At 69.7% G+C, this 14,532-nt stretch carries 11 protein-coding genes, 3 tRNA genes and 1 pseudogene; 8 read left to right on the plus strand and 7 right to left on the minus strand.

What is annotated here, in order from left to right:
• Positions 1 to 12 precede the first annotated feature (12 nt).
• Positions 13 to 966: pseudogene (locus HAV40_RS14770) on the plus strand (helix-turn-helix domain-containing protein); the annotation flags it as partial.
• A gap of 76 nt (positions 967 to 1,042) precedes the next feature.
• Here HAV40_RS14770 and HAV40_RS14775 read toward each other — a convergent pair.
• Positions 1,043 to 2,155 (minus strand): globin domain-containing protein, encoded by a 1,113-nt coding sequence (locus HAV40_RS14775; RefSeq protein ID WP_166381555.1) that lies wholly within the window; start codon positions 2,153 to 2,155, stop codon positions 1,043 to 1,045.
• A 63-nt stretch (positions 2,156 to 2,218) separates the two neighbouring features.
• Here HAV40_RS14775 and HAV40_RS14780 point away from each other — a divergent pair, with 63 nt between their 5' ends.
• Positions 2,219 to 3,016 carry a CPBP family intramembrane glutamic endopeptidase gene (locus tag HAV40_RS14780; protein WP_166381556.1) on the plus strand — a complete coding sequence of 266 codons (798 nt, stop codon included), beginning with the start codon at positions 2,219 to 2,221 and terminating at the stop codon, positions 3,014 to 3,016.
• A gap of 34 nt (positions 3,017 to 3,050) precedes the next feature.
• The gene (locus HAV40_RS14785) at positions 3,051 to 3,425 is read left to right on the plus strand and encodes a hypothetical protein (RefSeq protein ID WP_166381557.1); all 375 of its coding nucleotides are present in this window, start codon (positions 3,051 to 3,053) and stop codon (positions 3,423 to 3,425) included.
• 60 nt (positions 3,426 to 3,485) lie between these two features.
• Here HAV40_RS14785 and HAV40_RS14790 read toward each other — a convergent pair whose 3' ends face one another.
• Positions 3,486 to 5,792, minus strand: a complete 2,307-nt coding sequence (locus tag HAV40_RS14790) for an MSCRAMM family protein (RefSeq protein ID WP_166381558.1) — start codon at positions 5,790 to 5,792, stop codon at positions 3,486 to 3,488.
• Positions 5,793 to 5,936: 144 nt separating this feature from the next.
• On the opposite strand from HAV40_RS14790, the gene HAV40_RS14795 reads away from it, so the two are divergent.
• A tRNA-Ser gene (locus tag HAV40_RS14795) sits at positions 5,937 to 6,027 on the plus strand.
• A gap of 56 nt (positions 6,028 to 6,083) precedes the next feature.
• Positions 6,084 to 6,156: transfer RNA gene (locus tag HAV40_RS14800), tRNA-Arg, on the plus strand.
• 136 nt (positions 6,157 to 6,292) lie between these two features.
• Here HAV40_RS14800 and HAV40_RS14805 read toward each other — a convergent pair.
• On the minus strand, positions 6,293 to 6,517 hold the full coding sequence (locus HAV40_RS14805; protein WP_144119775.1) for a winged helix-turn-helix domain-containing protein: 225 nt from the start codon (positions 6,515 to 6,517) through the stop codon (positions 6,293 to 6,295).
• A gap of 632 nt (positions 6,518 to 7,149) precedes the next feature.
• Between HAV40_RS14805 and HAV40_RS14810 the strand changes: the two genes are divergently transcribed.
• Both HAV40_RS14810 and HAV40_RS14815 read left to right on the plus strand, forming a co-directional pair.
• A complete protein-coding gene (locus HAV40_RS14810; RefSeq protein ID WP_203671221.1) occupies positions 7,150 to 7,776 on the plus strand; it encodes a DUF6230 family protein in 627 nt (208 codons plus the stop codon).
• Between the two features lie 63 nt (positions 7,777 to 7,839).
• Entirely contained in the window at positions 7,840 to 9,192 is a 1,353-nt protein-coding gene (locus tag HAV40_RS14815) for a DUF6114 domain-containing protein (protein WP_166381559.1), read from the plus strand.
• A gap of 66 nt (positions 9,193 to 9,258) precedes the next feature.
• Here HAV40_RS14815 and deoD read toward each other — a convergent pair whose 3' ends face one another.
• The 4 genes from deoD to HAV40_RS14835 form a co-directional block, all read right to left on the minus strand.
• Entirely contained in the window at positions 9,259 to 9,969 is a 711-nt protein-coding gene (gene deoD, locus HAV40_RS14820; RefSeq protein WP_166381560.1) for a purine-nucleoside phosphorylase, read from the minus strand.
• A 73-nt stretch (positions 9,970 to 10,042) separates the two neighbouring features.
• Positions 10,043 to 10,666: a hypothetical protein gene (locus tag HAV40_RS14825; RefSeq protein ID WP_166381561.1), complete on the minus strand. Its 624-nt coding sequence runs from the start codon at positions 10,664 to 10,666 to the stop codon at positions 10,043 to 10,045.
• Positions 10,667 to 10,790: 124 nt separating this feature from the next.
• Positions 10,791 to 10,880, minus strand: a tRNA-Ser gene (locus HAV40_RS14830).
• 22 nt (positions 10,881 to 10,902) lie between these two features.
• Positions 10,903 to 11,442, minus strand: coding sequence for a hypothetical protein (locus tag HAV40_RS14835; protein ID WP_166381562.1), 540 nt, complete (start codon positions 11,440 to 11,442; stop codon positions 10,903 to 10,905).
• Between the two features lie 349 nt (positions 11,443 to 11,791).
• On the opposite strand from HAV40_RS14835, the gene HAV40_RS14840 reads away from it, so the two are divergent.
• Positions 11,792 to 14,116, plus strand: a complete 2,325-nt coding sequence (locus HAV40_RS14840) for a carboxypeptidase-like regulatory domain-containing protein (RefSeq protein WP_166381563.1) — start codon at positions 11,792 to 11,794, stop codon at positions 14,114 to 14,116.
• The last annotated feature ends 416 nt before the right edge of the window (positions 14,117 to 14,532 follow it).

Genomic DNA, 14,532 nt, shown 5'->3' on the forward strand with positions numbered 1-14,532 from the left:
CGGGGCAGGGTCATGAGCGTTTCGCCGGTGGAACGTGCCGTCGAGGCGTTCGCCGCCGAGCTCGGCCGGTGGCGGATCGATCGCGGCATGACCAAGAAGCAGCTCGCCAGCAGGATGGGGTTCGACCCCTCGTACATCAGCCACATCGAGGGCCGAAGACATCGGCCGACCGAGGACTTCGCCCGCCGGGCCGAAGCAGTGCTCAACGCCGGCGGCGCGATCTGGCGGCGCTTTCAGGAGTACGAGGAGGCGCGGCAGGCCCGCGGCCCGGCCACCCTGCTCACCAGGGAACCGGCCGTGCCCACCCAGTGGCTGCCACCCGGCACGGGCCTGGTCGTCGAGCTGGAGGAAGCCCAGCTGACCTACCTGGACGGCGACTACCAGGTCATCGTGCGCCGGGCCCTCTACAACGCGGGCAACGAGCCGGTGACGCGCTACCTGATCCGGGTCGCCGTGGACCGCTACCCCGGCCAGCCGCAGCGCTCCAACGCCCACCACCGGGCCTATCCGCTGGGGCTCGACGAGCTGAACCTGGTCGCGTTCTGCGGCGAGCCCGGCGCGGCCGAGCCCATGGTGTGGCGGGCCAAGCAGGACCGTGACGCGTTCAAGGAGATCTGGCTGCTGTTCGAGAACGCCGACGGCCGTTTCCCGCTCTATCCTGGCGAGCGGACCACGGTGGAGTACCGCTACCGCGTCGACGAGCTCAAGTGGGGCACCTGGTTCGAGCGGGCCGTCCGGCTGCCCACCCGGCGGCTGGTGGTGCAGATGCGGTTCCCGGCGATGCTCGACCCGCAGGTGTGGGGCGTCGAGACGTCGATGGCGGCCGAGGAGGCCCCGCTGCGTACGCCGATAGTGCGCGAGCTGGAGGGCGACCGCGCCGTGTTCACCTGGCGCACCGAGGACCCGTCCCTGAACGCGCGGTTCCAACTGCAGTGGCGCTTCCGCGCCCTGACCTCAGCTCCACCGGCCGTCGCAGCCCGCTGAGAGACACGAAGAGGCCCGCCGGACCGGCGGGCCTCACCCGTGTTCGGGGACGGGCGGCTCAGTGCTCGCTGAAGGCGTCGTACCGGATGCGGGTCTGCGGCACCTTCAGCTGCGACAGGGTGCGCAGCGTGGTGCGGACCATCATCGGCGACCCGGACACGAAGAAGTCGTGCTCCATCCACGGCCCGAACCGCGACAGCGTGTCGGTGACCGAGCCCTCCTCGCCGCCCCAGCCCGGGTCGTCGCTGCACACCGGCACGATCGACAGCCACGGGTACGCCGCCGCCAGCTCCTGCAGGGACGCCAGGTCGTACAGGTCGTCCCGGTTGCGCGCGCCGAAGAAGACGTGCACCCAGCGGGTCCGGTTGAACGTGGTCAGGTCCTCCAGCAGCGCCTTGATGGGGGACAGTCCGGTGCCGCCGGCGACGAAGACGATGTCGCGAGTGGAGCGGCGGTCCAGCACCATGGTGCCCATCGGGGCGGCCAGCCGCAGCAGGTCGCCCGCCTGCACCCGGCGCACCAGCGCACCGGAGACCCAGCCCGCGCCCAGCGCCCGGACGTGGAAGTCCATCGTGTTGTCGGTGCGCGGCGCGTTGGCGACCGAGTAGGTGCGCCACACCCGCGGGTGGAACTTGGGCACCTCGACCGACAGGTACTGCCCGGAGCGGTACTCCAGCTGCTGGAACGGGCGCACGGTCAGCATCGCGATGTCGCTCGAACGGCGCTCGTGCGAGATCACCTCCGCGTGCCACCACGCCGGGTTGCTGTCGGCGGAGGCGCCGGCGAGCATCTTGCGGGCGATGACGTCGTACGCGTCCCGCCAGGCCTGGTCGTACTCGTACGACCACTCCGGTCCGGCGAAGGTGCGCATGGCCTCCAGCAGCGCCGCGCCGACCACCTCGTAGTGCTCCGGCACCACCTGGAACTTGCGGTGGTCCCGGCCGAGCGAGCGCAGGTACTCGTCGAAGCGGTCCGGATCGTCGACGGACTGCACGGCGCTGACGATCGCCCCCAGCAGGCGGGCCCGCTGCACGTCCATGGTCACCGGGAACATGTCCCGCACGCCCGGATTATTGAGGAAGATCCGCGCGTAGAAATAGCCGGCCACTTTGTCCTGCTGCTCCTCGACAAGTGTCCAGCTCTCTTTCAACAGCCGCTGAAGGTCGCTCACGTTCATAACGATGTCAACGCTGCGCGTTCGGCCGTCGCACAGACTGTGCGACCCTCTTGTGTCATGGCTGCTGAAGAGCTCGTCCGGGGGATCTCCACCCCCACCCGCCCGGTCCTGCGCAACGAGGTCTGGTTGCTGCTCGGCGTGTCGCTCGGGCACTCCGCGGTGTGGTCGGCGCTGTCGCTGGTCGACAAGCTGACCCGCCCGGCCCCGCTGAACCAGCAGGCGTCCGAGCTCAACGTCGCCCGCACCCCGGACCGGCCCTGGCTGGACCTTGCCTTCCAGCTCGCCGGGATCTTCTTCGCGCTGGTCCCGGCCCTGTTCGCGGTCCACCTGCTCAACCGCGGTCCGGGCTGGGGTGGCCGGTTCGGCGCCCGCGGGCTGCTCGGGCTCGACGGCACCCGCCGGGGGTTCGACGCCGGGACCGGGGCACTGCTGGCCGCCGCGATCGGCATCCCCGGGCTGGCCCTCTACGTGGCCGCCCGCGAGCTGGGCCTGAACACCACGGTCGTCGCCGAGGGCCTGGGCCACGTGTGGTGGGCGCTGCCGGTGCTGCTGCTGTCGGCGGTGCAGAACGCGATCCTGGAGGAGGTGGTCGTCGTCGGCTACCTGATGACCCGGCTGCGCCAGCTGTCCTGGGGAGTGCCCGCGGTCATCGCGGCCAGCGCGCTGCTGCGCGGCGCGTACCACCTCTACCAGGGCTTCGGCGGCTTCGTCGGCAACGCGGTGATGGGCGTGGTGTTCGCCCTGTTCTTCCTGCGCTATCGGCGCACCGGGCCGCTGATCGTCGCGCACTCGCTGCTCGACATCGTCGCCTTCGTCGGATACGCGCTGCTCGCCGATCAGCTCGACTGGATCTGAGCGAACACGACCGCCGCCGGGTAAGCATGAAGGTATGCGGACTCTCGCGACCGTGCTCGCCCCGGTGCTGTCCGGCGCGGCCTACCTGCTGCTGATCCCGTGGGACCTGCGCAACCGGCCGGAACATCCCGGCGAGCTGATCGAGACCACGCCGGTGCGCACCTGGGCCGTGATCGTGTTCGGGCTGGTGCTGCTCGCGCTCGGGCTGTGGCTGGGCCGGTGCGGGGTGCCGCCGTGGCAGGCGATGCCGCTGGCGGCGGGTCTGCCGTCGGCGCTGCTGCTGGTGTCCTACCTGACGCACCGTGCTCCGGACGCCAACCCGTGGCCCGTGGCCTGGGTCTGCTTCACCGTGCTGATGGCGGGCGCGGCGCTGCTCGCGGCGCTGGCCGGGCGGCTGCTCACCCGATGACGACGGCAGCGGGGCCGGGACGTCAGACGTCCCGGCCCCGCCCTCGTGCAGGTGCTTCGCTCAGCTGAGCACGAACACCGTGTTGCCGCCCGCGGGAACCGACACGATCGTCGCGTGCGCCCGGTCGGCTCCGCCGTACCACTGCCAGTCGCCCTCGCCGATCCAGCGGATCTTCACCGTCTGCGGTCCGAGCACCCGGAACGTCGCACCGTGCGCGAAGTCCTGCTCGGTCCAGCCCGCGCCGGAGATGTCGCCGGTCGTGGCGTTCTCCACCACGACGAACCCGTTGCCGAGGTCACCCGGGATCTTCACGGTGATCAGGTTGCCCCGGGTCATCTTGTAGTCGTACGTGGTCGTCTGACCGGCCGTCACCGTGACGCGCTCGGAGATGTACCGGTTGCCGGTGCCGCCGCTCCACTGCGGAGCGTGGTCCTTGGCCTTGAACAGCAGCGGCCACTGGTACGGCCCCAGGAAGTCGATCGTGTACCGGCCGTCCGCGGCGATCTCGGCCGCGCCGAGCCCGCCGCCCACGTTGAACGACTCGTCGAGGACCCGCACCGAGCCGAACTCGATGCCACCGGTCTTGGTGGTCACCTTGCCGGTGATGGTGCCCGCCTTGTCCATCCGGATCGTCGGCGCCGTGACGGTCTGCCCGGCGGTCATGGTGAAGTCACGCGCCTGGCCCTGCAGGCCGGTGCCGCCGTTGGCGCCGAGCCACTGCGCGCCGTAGCCCGGTGCCTGGGACGGGAACGCGAACAGTTGCACCTTGCCCGGGTCGGTGAACAGGGTGACCTTGCCGTCGGGGCCGGTGGGCTGGCCGCAGCCGTCCGGCATGACCGGGTTCGACGGCAGCATGCCGATCACGCAGACGCCCGCGAGCGGCGCGCCGGTCGCCTTGTCCACGACCTTGGTGACGAGCTTCGCCTGCGGGGTCAGTGAGACCGTGATCGTGGTGGTGTCGCCCCCGGTCACGGTCACCGGGACCGTCGCCGAGCTGTAGCCCTGCGTGTACGCCTCCATCGTGTAGTCACCGGCCCGCAGGTCGGCGACGGTGAGCACGCCGTTCTCGGTGTACTCGTAGCGCATGCCCACCTGCACGCTGAACTCGTTGATCGTCGCGCCGGTGAAGGCGTTCTTCGCGATCACCCGCAGCTCGCCGGTGGCCAGCTTGGTGTCGTCGACCACCGCGGTCTGCCCGGCGGTGACGGTGACCCGGTCCGCCGCGGCGAAGGTGGTCTTGCCACGGGCCCACTGGTCGACGCTCTGGTAGTCGTCGAACCGCACCACGTACTGGGCGACCGGCAGCTCGGGGAAGCTGTAGCCGCCGTCCGCCGCGGTGTAGGTCCACATGTTGATGTTCTCGCCGTCGGCGTACTGCAGGCTGACCTGCACGTCGGCCAGTCCGGCGCCCCCGGTCGCGGTGAAGTGCCCGCTCATGGCGCCGGTCGGCAGCAGCTGCTGGTCGACGGTGCGCACGCCGCCGGCCGTCACCGCGACGGTGCCCGCGGCGCTCTCCTGCCAGACGTTCGGGTACCACTGCTCGAGGCCGGACTCGCGGCGCAGCCGCAGACGCCACTGGTCCACGAACACGCCCTCGATGCGGTACGCGCCGTCGGCGTCGGTGTAGCCGGACGCGCCGGACAGGCCGTCGAGGCTCATCAGGTCGACGCTGACACCGGCGGCGGGACCGCCGTCGGCGTTGGTGATGTGGCCGGTGACGGTGCCGATCGGCAGCAGGGTGTCGTTCACGGTCACCGTCTGGCCGACGGCGACGTCGAAGTACGCGGCGGTGCTGCCGTCGCGCGCGCCGTGGGCCCACTGCGAGTCGCCGCCCTCGAGGATGAACTCGATCTGGTAACGACCTGCGAGCACACCCAGGGCGTAGTTGCCGTCCACGGTGTAGGTCCAGGCGGCGGTGCCGTCTTCGTTCAACGCGCTGACCTGGGCGGTGACGCCGTTGCCGGAGGCGTCGACCAGGCGGCCGCTGATGGTGCCGATCGGCAGCAGCGCCTCGTCGACGGTGCTGACGGTCCCGGCGGTGACCGGGATGGGGGTCGCAGTGTCCCAGGTGCTTGCGCCGTGGGCGTACTGGTCGGGGTGACCGGTGGCCTGGAACTGCACGACGTAGGAGCCGGGCGCGAGGTCGGCGATCTGGTACCCGCCGGTCTCGTCGGTGTAGCCGTAGCCGTAGCTTCCGTCGCCGTACGCGGTGACCTGAGCGTTGGCGACGGGCTGGCCGTTGGAGGTGATATGTCCGGCGATGGTGCCGGTGTCCGGGTCGGCGTGGGCAGGCGTGGAGAACCCCGTGATGGCGATCGTCGCAGCAAGCAGCACAAGTCCGAGCCGGCGCAGTGGTGTCCTGCGCATGTGGTCCTCGACTGGTGAGAAGGAGGGGATGAACACAGCGCGGGGAAGTCCCCGTGCGCGACACGGTATCCGTTTTGCTCAAGGCCGTGGGGGCACGGTATTCTTCTGCGTCGGTGGTCAACAGGGAAACCTGCGGTCCGCCATGGAGGCTTCGCCTAGTTCGGTCTATGGCGCCGCACTGCTAATGCGGTTGGGGTCTTAAAGCCCCTCCCGGGTTCGAATCCCGGAGCCTCCGCGCAGGACCACGTGATCGGCCGGGAAACCGGCCGTGTATGCTGATCCCGCAACCAAGCGCCCGTAGCTCAACGGATAGAGCATCTGACTACGGATCAGAAGGTTAGGGGTTCGAGTCCCTTCGGGCGCACAGAAGCCCCCCTGAGCAGCAATGTTCAGGGGGGCGTTTTGTTTTCCCGGGTCAGGCGTACGCCGTGCCGATCCGGCGCACACGCCACCGCGCCCGCACCACCGGTGGTGGCGCGGGCGTGCAGGTGGCGGAGGGGTCAGTCCTTGCGGTTGGGGTCCTTGACGAAGACCCCGTCCCCTTGGCGTCCCTCGATCAGGCCCTCAGCCTTGAGCACCAGCATCGCGCCACGGACGGAACCGTAGCTGATCTGGTACTCCTCTCGGATCTGGCTGATGGACGGCAGCTTGTCGCCCGGCTTCAGCTCCCCCGAGCGGATCTTCTCGCGGATGGCGTTAGCCAGCCGCTCGTACTTCGCGGTCATACCATCTCCCATGGCTCGCTTCAGTAGTAGATCACCGTCACTCGCCCCGAATCAACTCTTCAGCTGGATATCTAGACATAGTCAACTAGCTCGTTTATGGTGATGGCGGTCTCTCCACCCATGGCTCGCACCCCACGGGAAGGAGAGACCGATGGTGTGCCGACTGCTGCGAGGGACGCGTAGGCGGTACGCCGGGCGCGGCGGACGCATCCGGGTTGGTGTGAGCCGCCGCGCCCTCCACCACGTCGCCGGGTCGGCTGACTCGGCCGTATGGTCGGGTGTCTATACGAGATCCGGACGGTTGCCGGACCTGGCCATTCGGCCGAGGGGAAACGGTGGCCCAGATCGGCGTTATAAAACCGTTACTGATCGCTGAATCTCCACGATGCGTGATGAGGGTGGCCCCGTAAAGCGGTCATCGCCGGAGAAAAGCGAGAGCCCTCACGACATTCCGTGACGGTGGCCCCACCTGCAGGCCACCGGCTGTTACTGGTCAGTAGCTTGGCTCTTGTGGTCCGCGTCATAAGGCGGAAACATCGTCGGCACCCCGAGCGCGGTCTCACCCTGCGCACGGCGAAGACAGACCCCGCAGGCGGTGTGCCGCGGGTAGAACCCCATCGCGAGGAGGACCTGTGAAGGACTCGCAAGGCAATCTGGTACTGGGGCGTACCAGATGGCGGCGCTTCGCCGCCGTCGTCATCCCGGCGACGATCGCGGTCTCCGGCCTGATGGCCGGCGTGGCCAACGGCGCCGTCCCGGTCACCTTCCACGTATCCGGGCAGACCGCCAAGATCTCGGCGGACCGGCTGGTGGCCGACGGCTTCAGCCAGTACGGCAGCGTGGTCCAGGAGAAGAACGGCACGCCGCACCCGGTGGCGATGTCGGCGATCAAGGACGCGACGCTGACCAACCTGTGCCAGTCGGTGACCACGCCGATCCCGGGCCTGGGCAACGTCACGCTGTTCATCCGGGCCGGCCGTGAGGACGGCGCGCCGGTGAAGGCGAAGGACCTGCTCATCGGCATGGACAGCCTGGAGGGCGACGCCGTCTTCACCAACATCAACATTGGTGCGGACGCCTCCGAGCTGACCGCCGGCGGCGCGTACCACGGCCAGGCCGGTCTGTTCGGCCAGGAAGCCGACAAGGCCGACATCGCGGGCGTCAAGCAGATCGCCCGGCTGACCCAGGCCGGCACGTTCGCGCTGAACGGGCTGTCGCTGACGGTCTCCATGGACAGCACGGGCTGCTTCGCTGGCTGAGCTGCTGACCGGGGACGTGTTGGCTAGGCACGTTCCCGGTCATCCTGATTCTTGGAGGCACCCGTGACCCTGTGGCAACGGTTCAGCGCCTGGCGGCGCAGCCGGCCGTTCTGGGGTGGTCTGCTGGCCGCACTGGCCGGAGTGGAGATCATCGCCACCACGAAGATGACCCTCGACGGGGCCACCCTCAGCGTCGGGCTCAACGGCTTCCAGGCGCTGCTGATCCCGCTGATGCTGGTGCTGGCCGGGCTGCTGGCCTGGTTCACGCCCGCACAGCGGATGTTCTACGGGCTGATCGCCGTGTTCGTCGCGATCTACTCGCTGCTCGCCGTCAACCTCGGCGGCTGGTTCCTCGGGACGCTGCTCGGCATCGCCGGCGGTGGCCTGATCTTCGCGTGGAACCCGGCCGCCGGTGACCCGGCGGACGGCGGCGAGCCGGAGTCCGGAGACGACGGCGACCACCACGCGGACATGGACGGACTGCTCGACGGGCCGATGACGGACACGCTGCCGCCCGCGGTGAACCCGCTGCGCGACGGCGTGCCCGGCCCGCGGCAGCCCGCCGACGACCAGACGGTCGCCGACGAGCGCCGCGGCGGCCCGCGTCACGCCGCCATGGTGATCGTCGCGGCCACGCTGGCGACCAGCGCGCTCAGCCTGGTCGTGGCCCAGCAGCCCGCGCGCGCCGCGGACTGCGGCACGCAGACCGCGGCGGCCCGGACCGGGCCGGTACGCGAGGTCGTCGGCGGGATCCTCGACGCGGTCGGCGGCCTGCTCGGCGCCGACCAGGCGTCGCCGAGCCCGTCGCCGTCGGCCTCACCGGAGCCGTGCCCCACCCCGGAGGAGCCGGAACCGTCGGCGACCGGGGGGCCGAAGCCGTCGGCGTCGGCGAAGCCGGAACCGTCCGGCAGCGCGTCGCCGGGCGGCCCGTCCTCGCCGGAGCCGTCCGGCAGCCCGACCCCGTCCCCCGCGCCGGTCATCAAGGCGGCGCGGGGCCAGCAGGCGGTCGCCGAGCGGCCGGGGCTGATGACCGGCAGCCGGGTGACGATGTACGGGCTCGCGTTCGACGGGATCGTCGAGCTGCCCACGAAGGACGGGGGGACCGTACGGACCCTCCGCTTCTCCATGGACAAGTCGGACACCAACGACTTCCGGCTGCGGGTGTACGGCAAGGACGGCGCGGTCACCGACATCACCACGCCCAAGCTCACGGTGGCGGGCGACCGGGTGTACTTCTACACCAGCCGGTTCCGGGGCAAGGCCCTCGGCGTGCTGGACGTGGACTACACGCCCGACGAGCCGCCGCTGCTGACGCCGCCGCTGGTCTTCTTCACCGACCCGATGATCGACCTGGTGTACGTCGACTCGCCCGAGCTGCGGGCGCCCGACATGAGGATCGTCGAGCACAGGATCTGAACAGGGCCGAGGCCCCCGGCCGCGGAGCGCTCCGCGGCCGGGGGCCTCGTCGTGTACGGGGTGGGATCAGGCGGCGACGACGGTGTCCAGAGCGATCTCGACCATCTGCGAGAACGTCTGCTCCCGCTCCTGCGCCGTGGTGGCCTCGCCGCGCTTGATGTGGTCGCTGACGGTGAGGATGGTCAGCGCGCGGGCCTGGTAGCGGGCCGCGATCGTGTAAAGCGCCGCCGACTCCATCTCCACCGCGAGCACGCCGTAGTCGGCGAGGGTGTCGTAGAGGTCGGGGCGGTCGGTGTAGAACGCGTCCGCGGCCAGGATCGGACCGACGCGCATGGTGACCCCGCGCTGCTCGGCGACCTCGACGGCCTTGCGCAGCAGCCCGAAGTCCGCCACCGGCGCGTAGTCGATGAGACCGTCGAAACGCATCCTGTTCATGTTCGAGTCGGTGCTCGACCCGATCGCGGCGACCACGTCGCGCAGGTTCAGCGACTCGGCCAGGGCCCCGCAGGACCCGACCCGGATCAGCGTCTTCACGCCGTACTCGTTGATCAGTTCGTGGGCGTAGATGGAGGCCGAGGGCATGCCCATCCCAGAGCCCTGCACGGAGACCCTGGTGCCCTGGTAGGTGCCGGTGAAACCGAACATGTTGCGCACCGTCGAGTAGCACTTGGCGTCCTCGAGGTAGTTCTCCGCGATCCATTTGGCCCGAAGCGGGTCGCCCGGCATGAGGACCCGGTCCGCGATCTCACCAGGCTTGGCGCCGATATGCGTACTCATAAGGCGATCTTCCCACGCTGTGGCGAGGCCCCGACGGCAGATCAGCTCCCCGCAGCGGGAACCGGAGGACGGCTCACCATTCGGACATCGGCTTGACCACCTGGACTTCGCCGCGCAGGTCGATGAACTCGGCCCGAGCCGCATCGAGGGAGGAGCCGTACCAGACGATCGTCCCGAGGCTTTCCGGGTCGGCCCAGGCACAGACGATCGTGGTGCCGTCGCTCACCTGACCGCATGAGGCCTGCCCGCCCAGCGGCCCGGCGGGCACGGGGGCGACGTCGTACACGGCGATCCCGCCGACCCGCAGGTCGTAGAACAGGTAGTCGAGTTCACCAGCGCTCCAGTTGAACGAGCCCGCCACCGCATGCAGCAGCAACCCGGCCTCCGGGTTCCCGTAGAAGGCCTTGACCTCGGCTGTGCCGTGCCACGTGGGCTGCCCGCGCATCACCTGGGCGATCAGCGCGTCGGTCGTGGTCCCGTCCGTCCGGGGCCGGCCGCCGAGCGTGGCAGGCGCGACCACGGTCTTCGGCAGTTCGCCGACCAGGTCCTGAACGTGGCGGTACAGGACGGCGGTCGTACCTGCCACCAGTAGCTGCGCCACCACGGTGAGCGTGAGCAGGGCGAGTTGGTATCCGTGCAGGCGGCGAGCCGGGGCGATGGGAAGGGGGTTTTGTGTCGGGGTGGCCTGCGCGAGCACGGCGCTCCTTCGTCAGCGGGTGCGCCGCATCATAGGTTCGCCAGCCGCACCCGGAGACCTGGGAAGCCTTGTAGGCAAAGGGAAACGCCCGGCAGTCCGTGAGGACTGCCGGGCGTTTCGCCGTTGGCGGTGGCGGAGGGATTTGAACCCTCGGAGGAGTTACCCCCTCACACGCTTTCGAGGCGTGCTCCTTAGGCCGCTCGGACACGCCACCGCCGGAGACTCTACACGAGGGTTCAGCAGCTACCGAAACCGGTATTGAACAGCCGGCCCAGGTACTCCCCGTAGCCCGCCACGGCCTTCTGCACGGTGGTGCCGTCGTGCAGGAACAGGTAGCCCCGATCGCCCCGGGTGACCAGCAGCCCGTCGAAGCGGTGGGTGCCCGCGGGCGCGGTCAGCACCTCGGCGTCCGGGTACGCGGCCCGCACGTCGGCCAGCGGACTGCCGGTGTGCACGCCCTCGGGGGTGCGCAGCGGCGCGTCGAACCACATCATCACGAGCCGGTCGTCGGCGGCGAAGACGAGGTTGCCCTGCGGCATGCCGGTGACCTGCGTGCTGCAGCCTGAGCGGGCCCTGTCTAGGCGGGGTTCGAGATCTGCGCGCTTGGTGCCGAACCGCACGTCGCGTACGCCCTGCAGGTGGACGATGTCCGGACCCTGGGCGACCGGCGTGGCGCTCACGGCCGCCCCCTGCTCGGGGATGGCCGGGGCCTGTGTCGCCTGGGCGCACGCTGCGCCCAGCATCATGACGGTCGCGAGGGCGAACGCTCCGCGCATGGCTGTCCCCCTAAAGACACCGGCCTGTGAGGCGACTCCCACCGGGGGTGAAGTCGTGCCCTCGACTATACGACTACATTCCGTGACTGCCACTTCACGCTGAGACTTTCTCGGGTCCGATGGCCAGCATATTCATCCGCTCCTGCCCTATTTTATGCACCGAAAAAGCCATCAGAAGAGCATCAATCGGGCGTATCGCATTCGGTAAAAATTTTCAGATCGGCGGTGCGCATACAGCCGCCGGAGGGACAACGGGCGGGCGCTGCGGGCCGCTATGGTGTCGGCGCTCACGGGGGTTCGACGTCACTCCTGGGCGTACTTCGTCCACCACTCATCCCGCAGAGGACGCATGCGCACAAGCACGCTGCGCCGGATCGGGATCCTGCTGCTCGCAGCGGTCGTCGCCACCACGGGACCAGCCGCCGCCGCGCACGCCGATCCCACCACCGGCACCATCGCCGGCCGGCTCACCGACGGCGGCCAGCCCGTCGCCAACGCCTACGTCGAAGCCAGCGGCATCGGCTGGGGTTCGACCGAGACCGACGCCAACGGCGACTACACCATCACCGACCTGCCGCCCGGCGGCAACTACCGGATCACCTTCGCCCCGCCGGGGCGGCCCAACCAGTACGCGTACCACACCGCCGACTACGACGGCGCCACCGTTTTCGCAGTCACGGCCGGTGCCACCACCACGGTCGACGACACGCTCATGCCGGTCGGCACGATCAGCGGCAGGTTCACCGACGCCACCGGCAACGGCCTGGCGCACCGGAAGGTGACTTTCAGCACCCAGCCCGCAGGGCGCTGGGAGTATGCGGAGACCGACGAGACCGGCGCCTACAGCGCCCTGCTACCCGCAGGCGCCTACCGGGTCGCCTTCGCGCTGGGCCAGCAGCAGCAGTACGCACCCGGCCAGGTCGACCCCGCCCAGGCCGCGACATTCCAGCTCGGGGCAGGTCAGACCCTCACCGTCGACGAGACGGAGCTGCTGCGCGGCGCGATCGCAGGCCGGATCGTCCGGGCCGACGGCACCCCCGCGGCGGACATGCCGGTCTCGCTCCGTAACGCCGCGGACGACTACGCCGGATACACCGCCACGGACGCCGACGGCGAGTACCGGATCGACGTCCTGCCCGGCGCCTACCGGGTGGCGATCGCGTTCGACCGGGACGAGTCGATCATGCAGTATGTGCCGGGCAAGCGGCTCCTGGCACAGGCGCAGCCGTTCGCCGTGACGGCCGGGAACGTCACCGGCGTGAACGAGACGCTGCTGCCCACGGGCACCGCGAGCGGCCGGTTCACCGATGCCGAGGGTAACGGCATGGGCGGGGCCTCCGTGTCCTTCATCGACGGGTACGGCGGCACCTACGGCGCGAACACCGGCACCGACGGCGTCTGGCACATCGACGGGCTGGTGGCCGGCGACTACACGGTGATGTTCTTCGGCTGGCAGACCACCTTCCGGCAGTTCGCCTACGGCAAGGCCACCGAGGCCGCGGCCGACCGCATCACCGTGGCGGCCGGGCAGAACGTCGTGGTCGACGACTCGCGCCTGGCCACCGGCAGCATCAGGGTCACCGCGAAGAACTCCGTCACCGGAGCGGCGGTCGGCGACTTCTACGTCCAGGCCGACAACTACTCCGCCGACGCGGCCGGGGGCGTCGCCGTCCTGCCCGAGATGCCCGCCGGGGCCTGGGGTCTGAACATCTACGCCGAGGGCTACCAGGTGGTGGAGCAGGCGGGCCCGGTGACCGTGGTGGTCGGCCAGCAGGCCGAGATCGAGGTCACCCTCGTGCCCGTCGGCTCGCTGCGGGCCAAGATCGTCGATGCGGTCACCGGCGCGCCGGTCGCGGGCGTCTGCCTGTTCACCCAGACCCGGGTGAAGTTCCGGCTCTTCGAGGGCTGCGCGGGCGAGAGCGGCCCCGACGGCGAGATCGTGATGCCGGTCGAGGCGGGCACCTACCAAGTGTTCGCCCTGCCCGGCCGCGGCTCGGCGTACGGCGCGCAGTGGGTCGGCCTCACCGGCGGCACCGGCAGCCAGGACCTGGCTCGCAACGTGGTCGTGGCCGCCGGGCAGCAGAAGTACATCCACAAGATCTACCTGGACCGCAAGGGCACCGTCACCGGCACCGTGACCGGGGCCGACGGGGCACCGGTGACCAGCGGCACCGTCGCCGTCGTCACGCCGGTGATCGGCGACGCCGGACAGGGCCGGGTGCCCATCGACACCCAGGGGCGATACACGATCGACTTCCTGGGGCCGTACGCGTGGCCGCTGAGCTTCCAGACGTCGACGCACGCGTTCCAGTGGAGCGGGGCCGCGCACCGGCGGCAGAGCGCCACCCCGGTTCAGGTGACCGCAGGGCAGACCACCACGTTCAACCAGCAGCTCGCCCTGGGCACCGTGGTCAAGGTGACCGCGACCGGGTCTCCGGCGGGCGGCTACGCGGTGGCGCTGAACCACAGCAACGGTGACGTGGCCGGCTTCGTCTGGGTCCAGCAGTCCGGCGGCCAGGCCGTCTACCGGGTCATGGGCGGCCAGCAGGTGAAGCTGCACTTCGCGGGCGGTGAGCCGGGTCAGGGCTGGTACGGCGGGACGGACTTCGCCAGCGCCAAGACGGTGTCGATCCCGGCCACGGGGGAGAAGGTCGTCGTCTACCCATACAGCTGACCGTGAAACGACAGGAGCCCGGATCGCGATGATCCGGGCTCCTGGACGTTGCCGCTCGTGAGAGCGGAGGATACGAGATTCGAACTCGTGAGGGTTTTATCCCAACACGCTTTCCAATGCTGTGAGCGGGTGTCCGGGATGCGCCGCGCGGCGTACTTCACCAGGTAGGCATGGCGTTTTGAACCTCTATGAACGGCTACGAACGATGTTGAATGAGACCAGGACTGAGACTACGGTGATTGGCTTGGGAGCGACCGGCGTGCGCGGCCCTACCCGAGTTAACCAATCCCTGCAACCCCAGATTGCGCAGTAGCAAGCCTCGACCGACTGAAACAGTAAGGCAGATTTAATCTCGGAACCTCGCCTGGATGTTTCAACCGTCAACTTTTGCGTACCCGCCACCGTACGTGCAACGT

The organism is Catellatospora methionotrophica, assembly GCF_011297335.1.
GTDB classification, from domain to species: domain Bacteria; phylum Actinomycetota; class Actinomycetes; order Mycobacteriales; family Micromonosporaceae; genus Catellatospora; species Catellatospora methionotrophica.

What these genes read in the sequence shown, in the direction of transcription:
- HAV40_RS14780 (WP_166381556.1), top strand. Translation starts at nt 2,219, where the DNA reads ATGGCTGCTGAAGAGCTCGTCCGGGGGATCTCCACCCCCACCCGCCCG.
- HAV40_RS14840 (WP_166381563.1), top strand. Translation starts at nt 11,792, where the DNA reads ATGCGCACAAGCACGCTGCGCCGGATCGGGATCCTGCTGCTCGCAGCG.
- HAV40_RS14785 (WP_166381557.1), top strand. Translation starts at nt 3,051, where the DNA reads ATGCGGACTCTCGCGACCGTGCTCGCCCCGGTGCTGTCCGGCGCGGCC.
- HAV40_RS14790 (WP_166381558.1), bottom strand. Translation starts at nt 5,792, where the DNA reads ATGCGCAGGACACCACTGCGCCGGCTCGGACTTGTGCTGCTTGCTGCG.
- HAV40_RS14835 (WP_166381562.1), bottom strand. Translation starts at nt 11,442, where the DNA reads ATGCGCGGAGCGTTCGCCCTCGCGACCGTCATGATGCTGGGCGCAGCG.
- HAV40_RS14805 (WP_144119775.1), bottom strand. Translation starts at nt 6,517, where the DNA reads ATGACCGCGAAGTACGAGCGGCTGGCTAACGCCATCCGCGAGAAGATC.
- deoD (WP_166381560.1), bottom strand. Translation starts at nt 9,969, where the DNA reads ATGAGTACGCATATCGGCGCCAAGCCTGGTGAGATCGCGGACCGGGTC.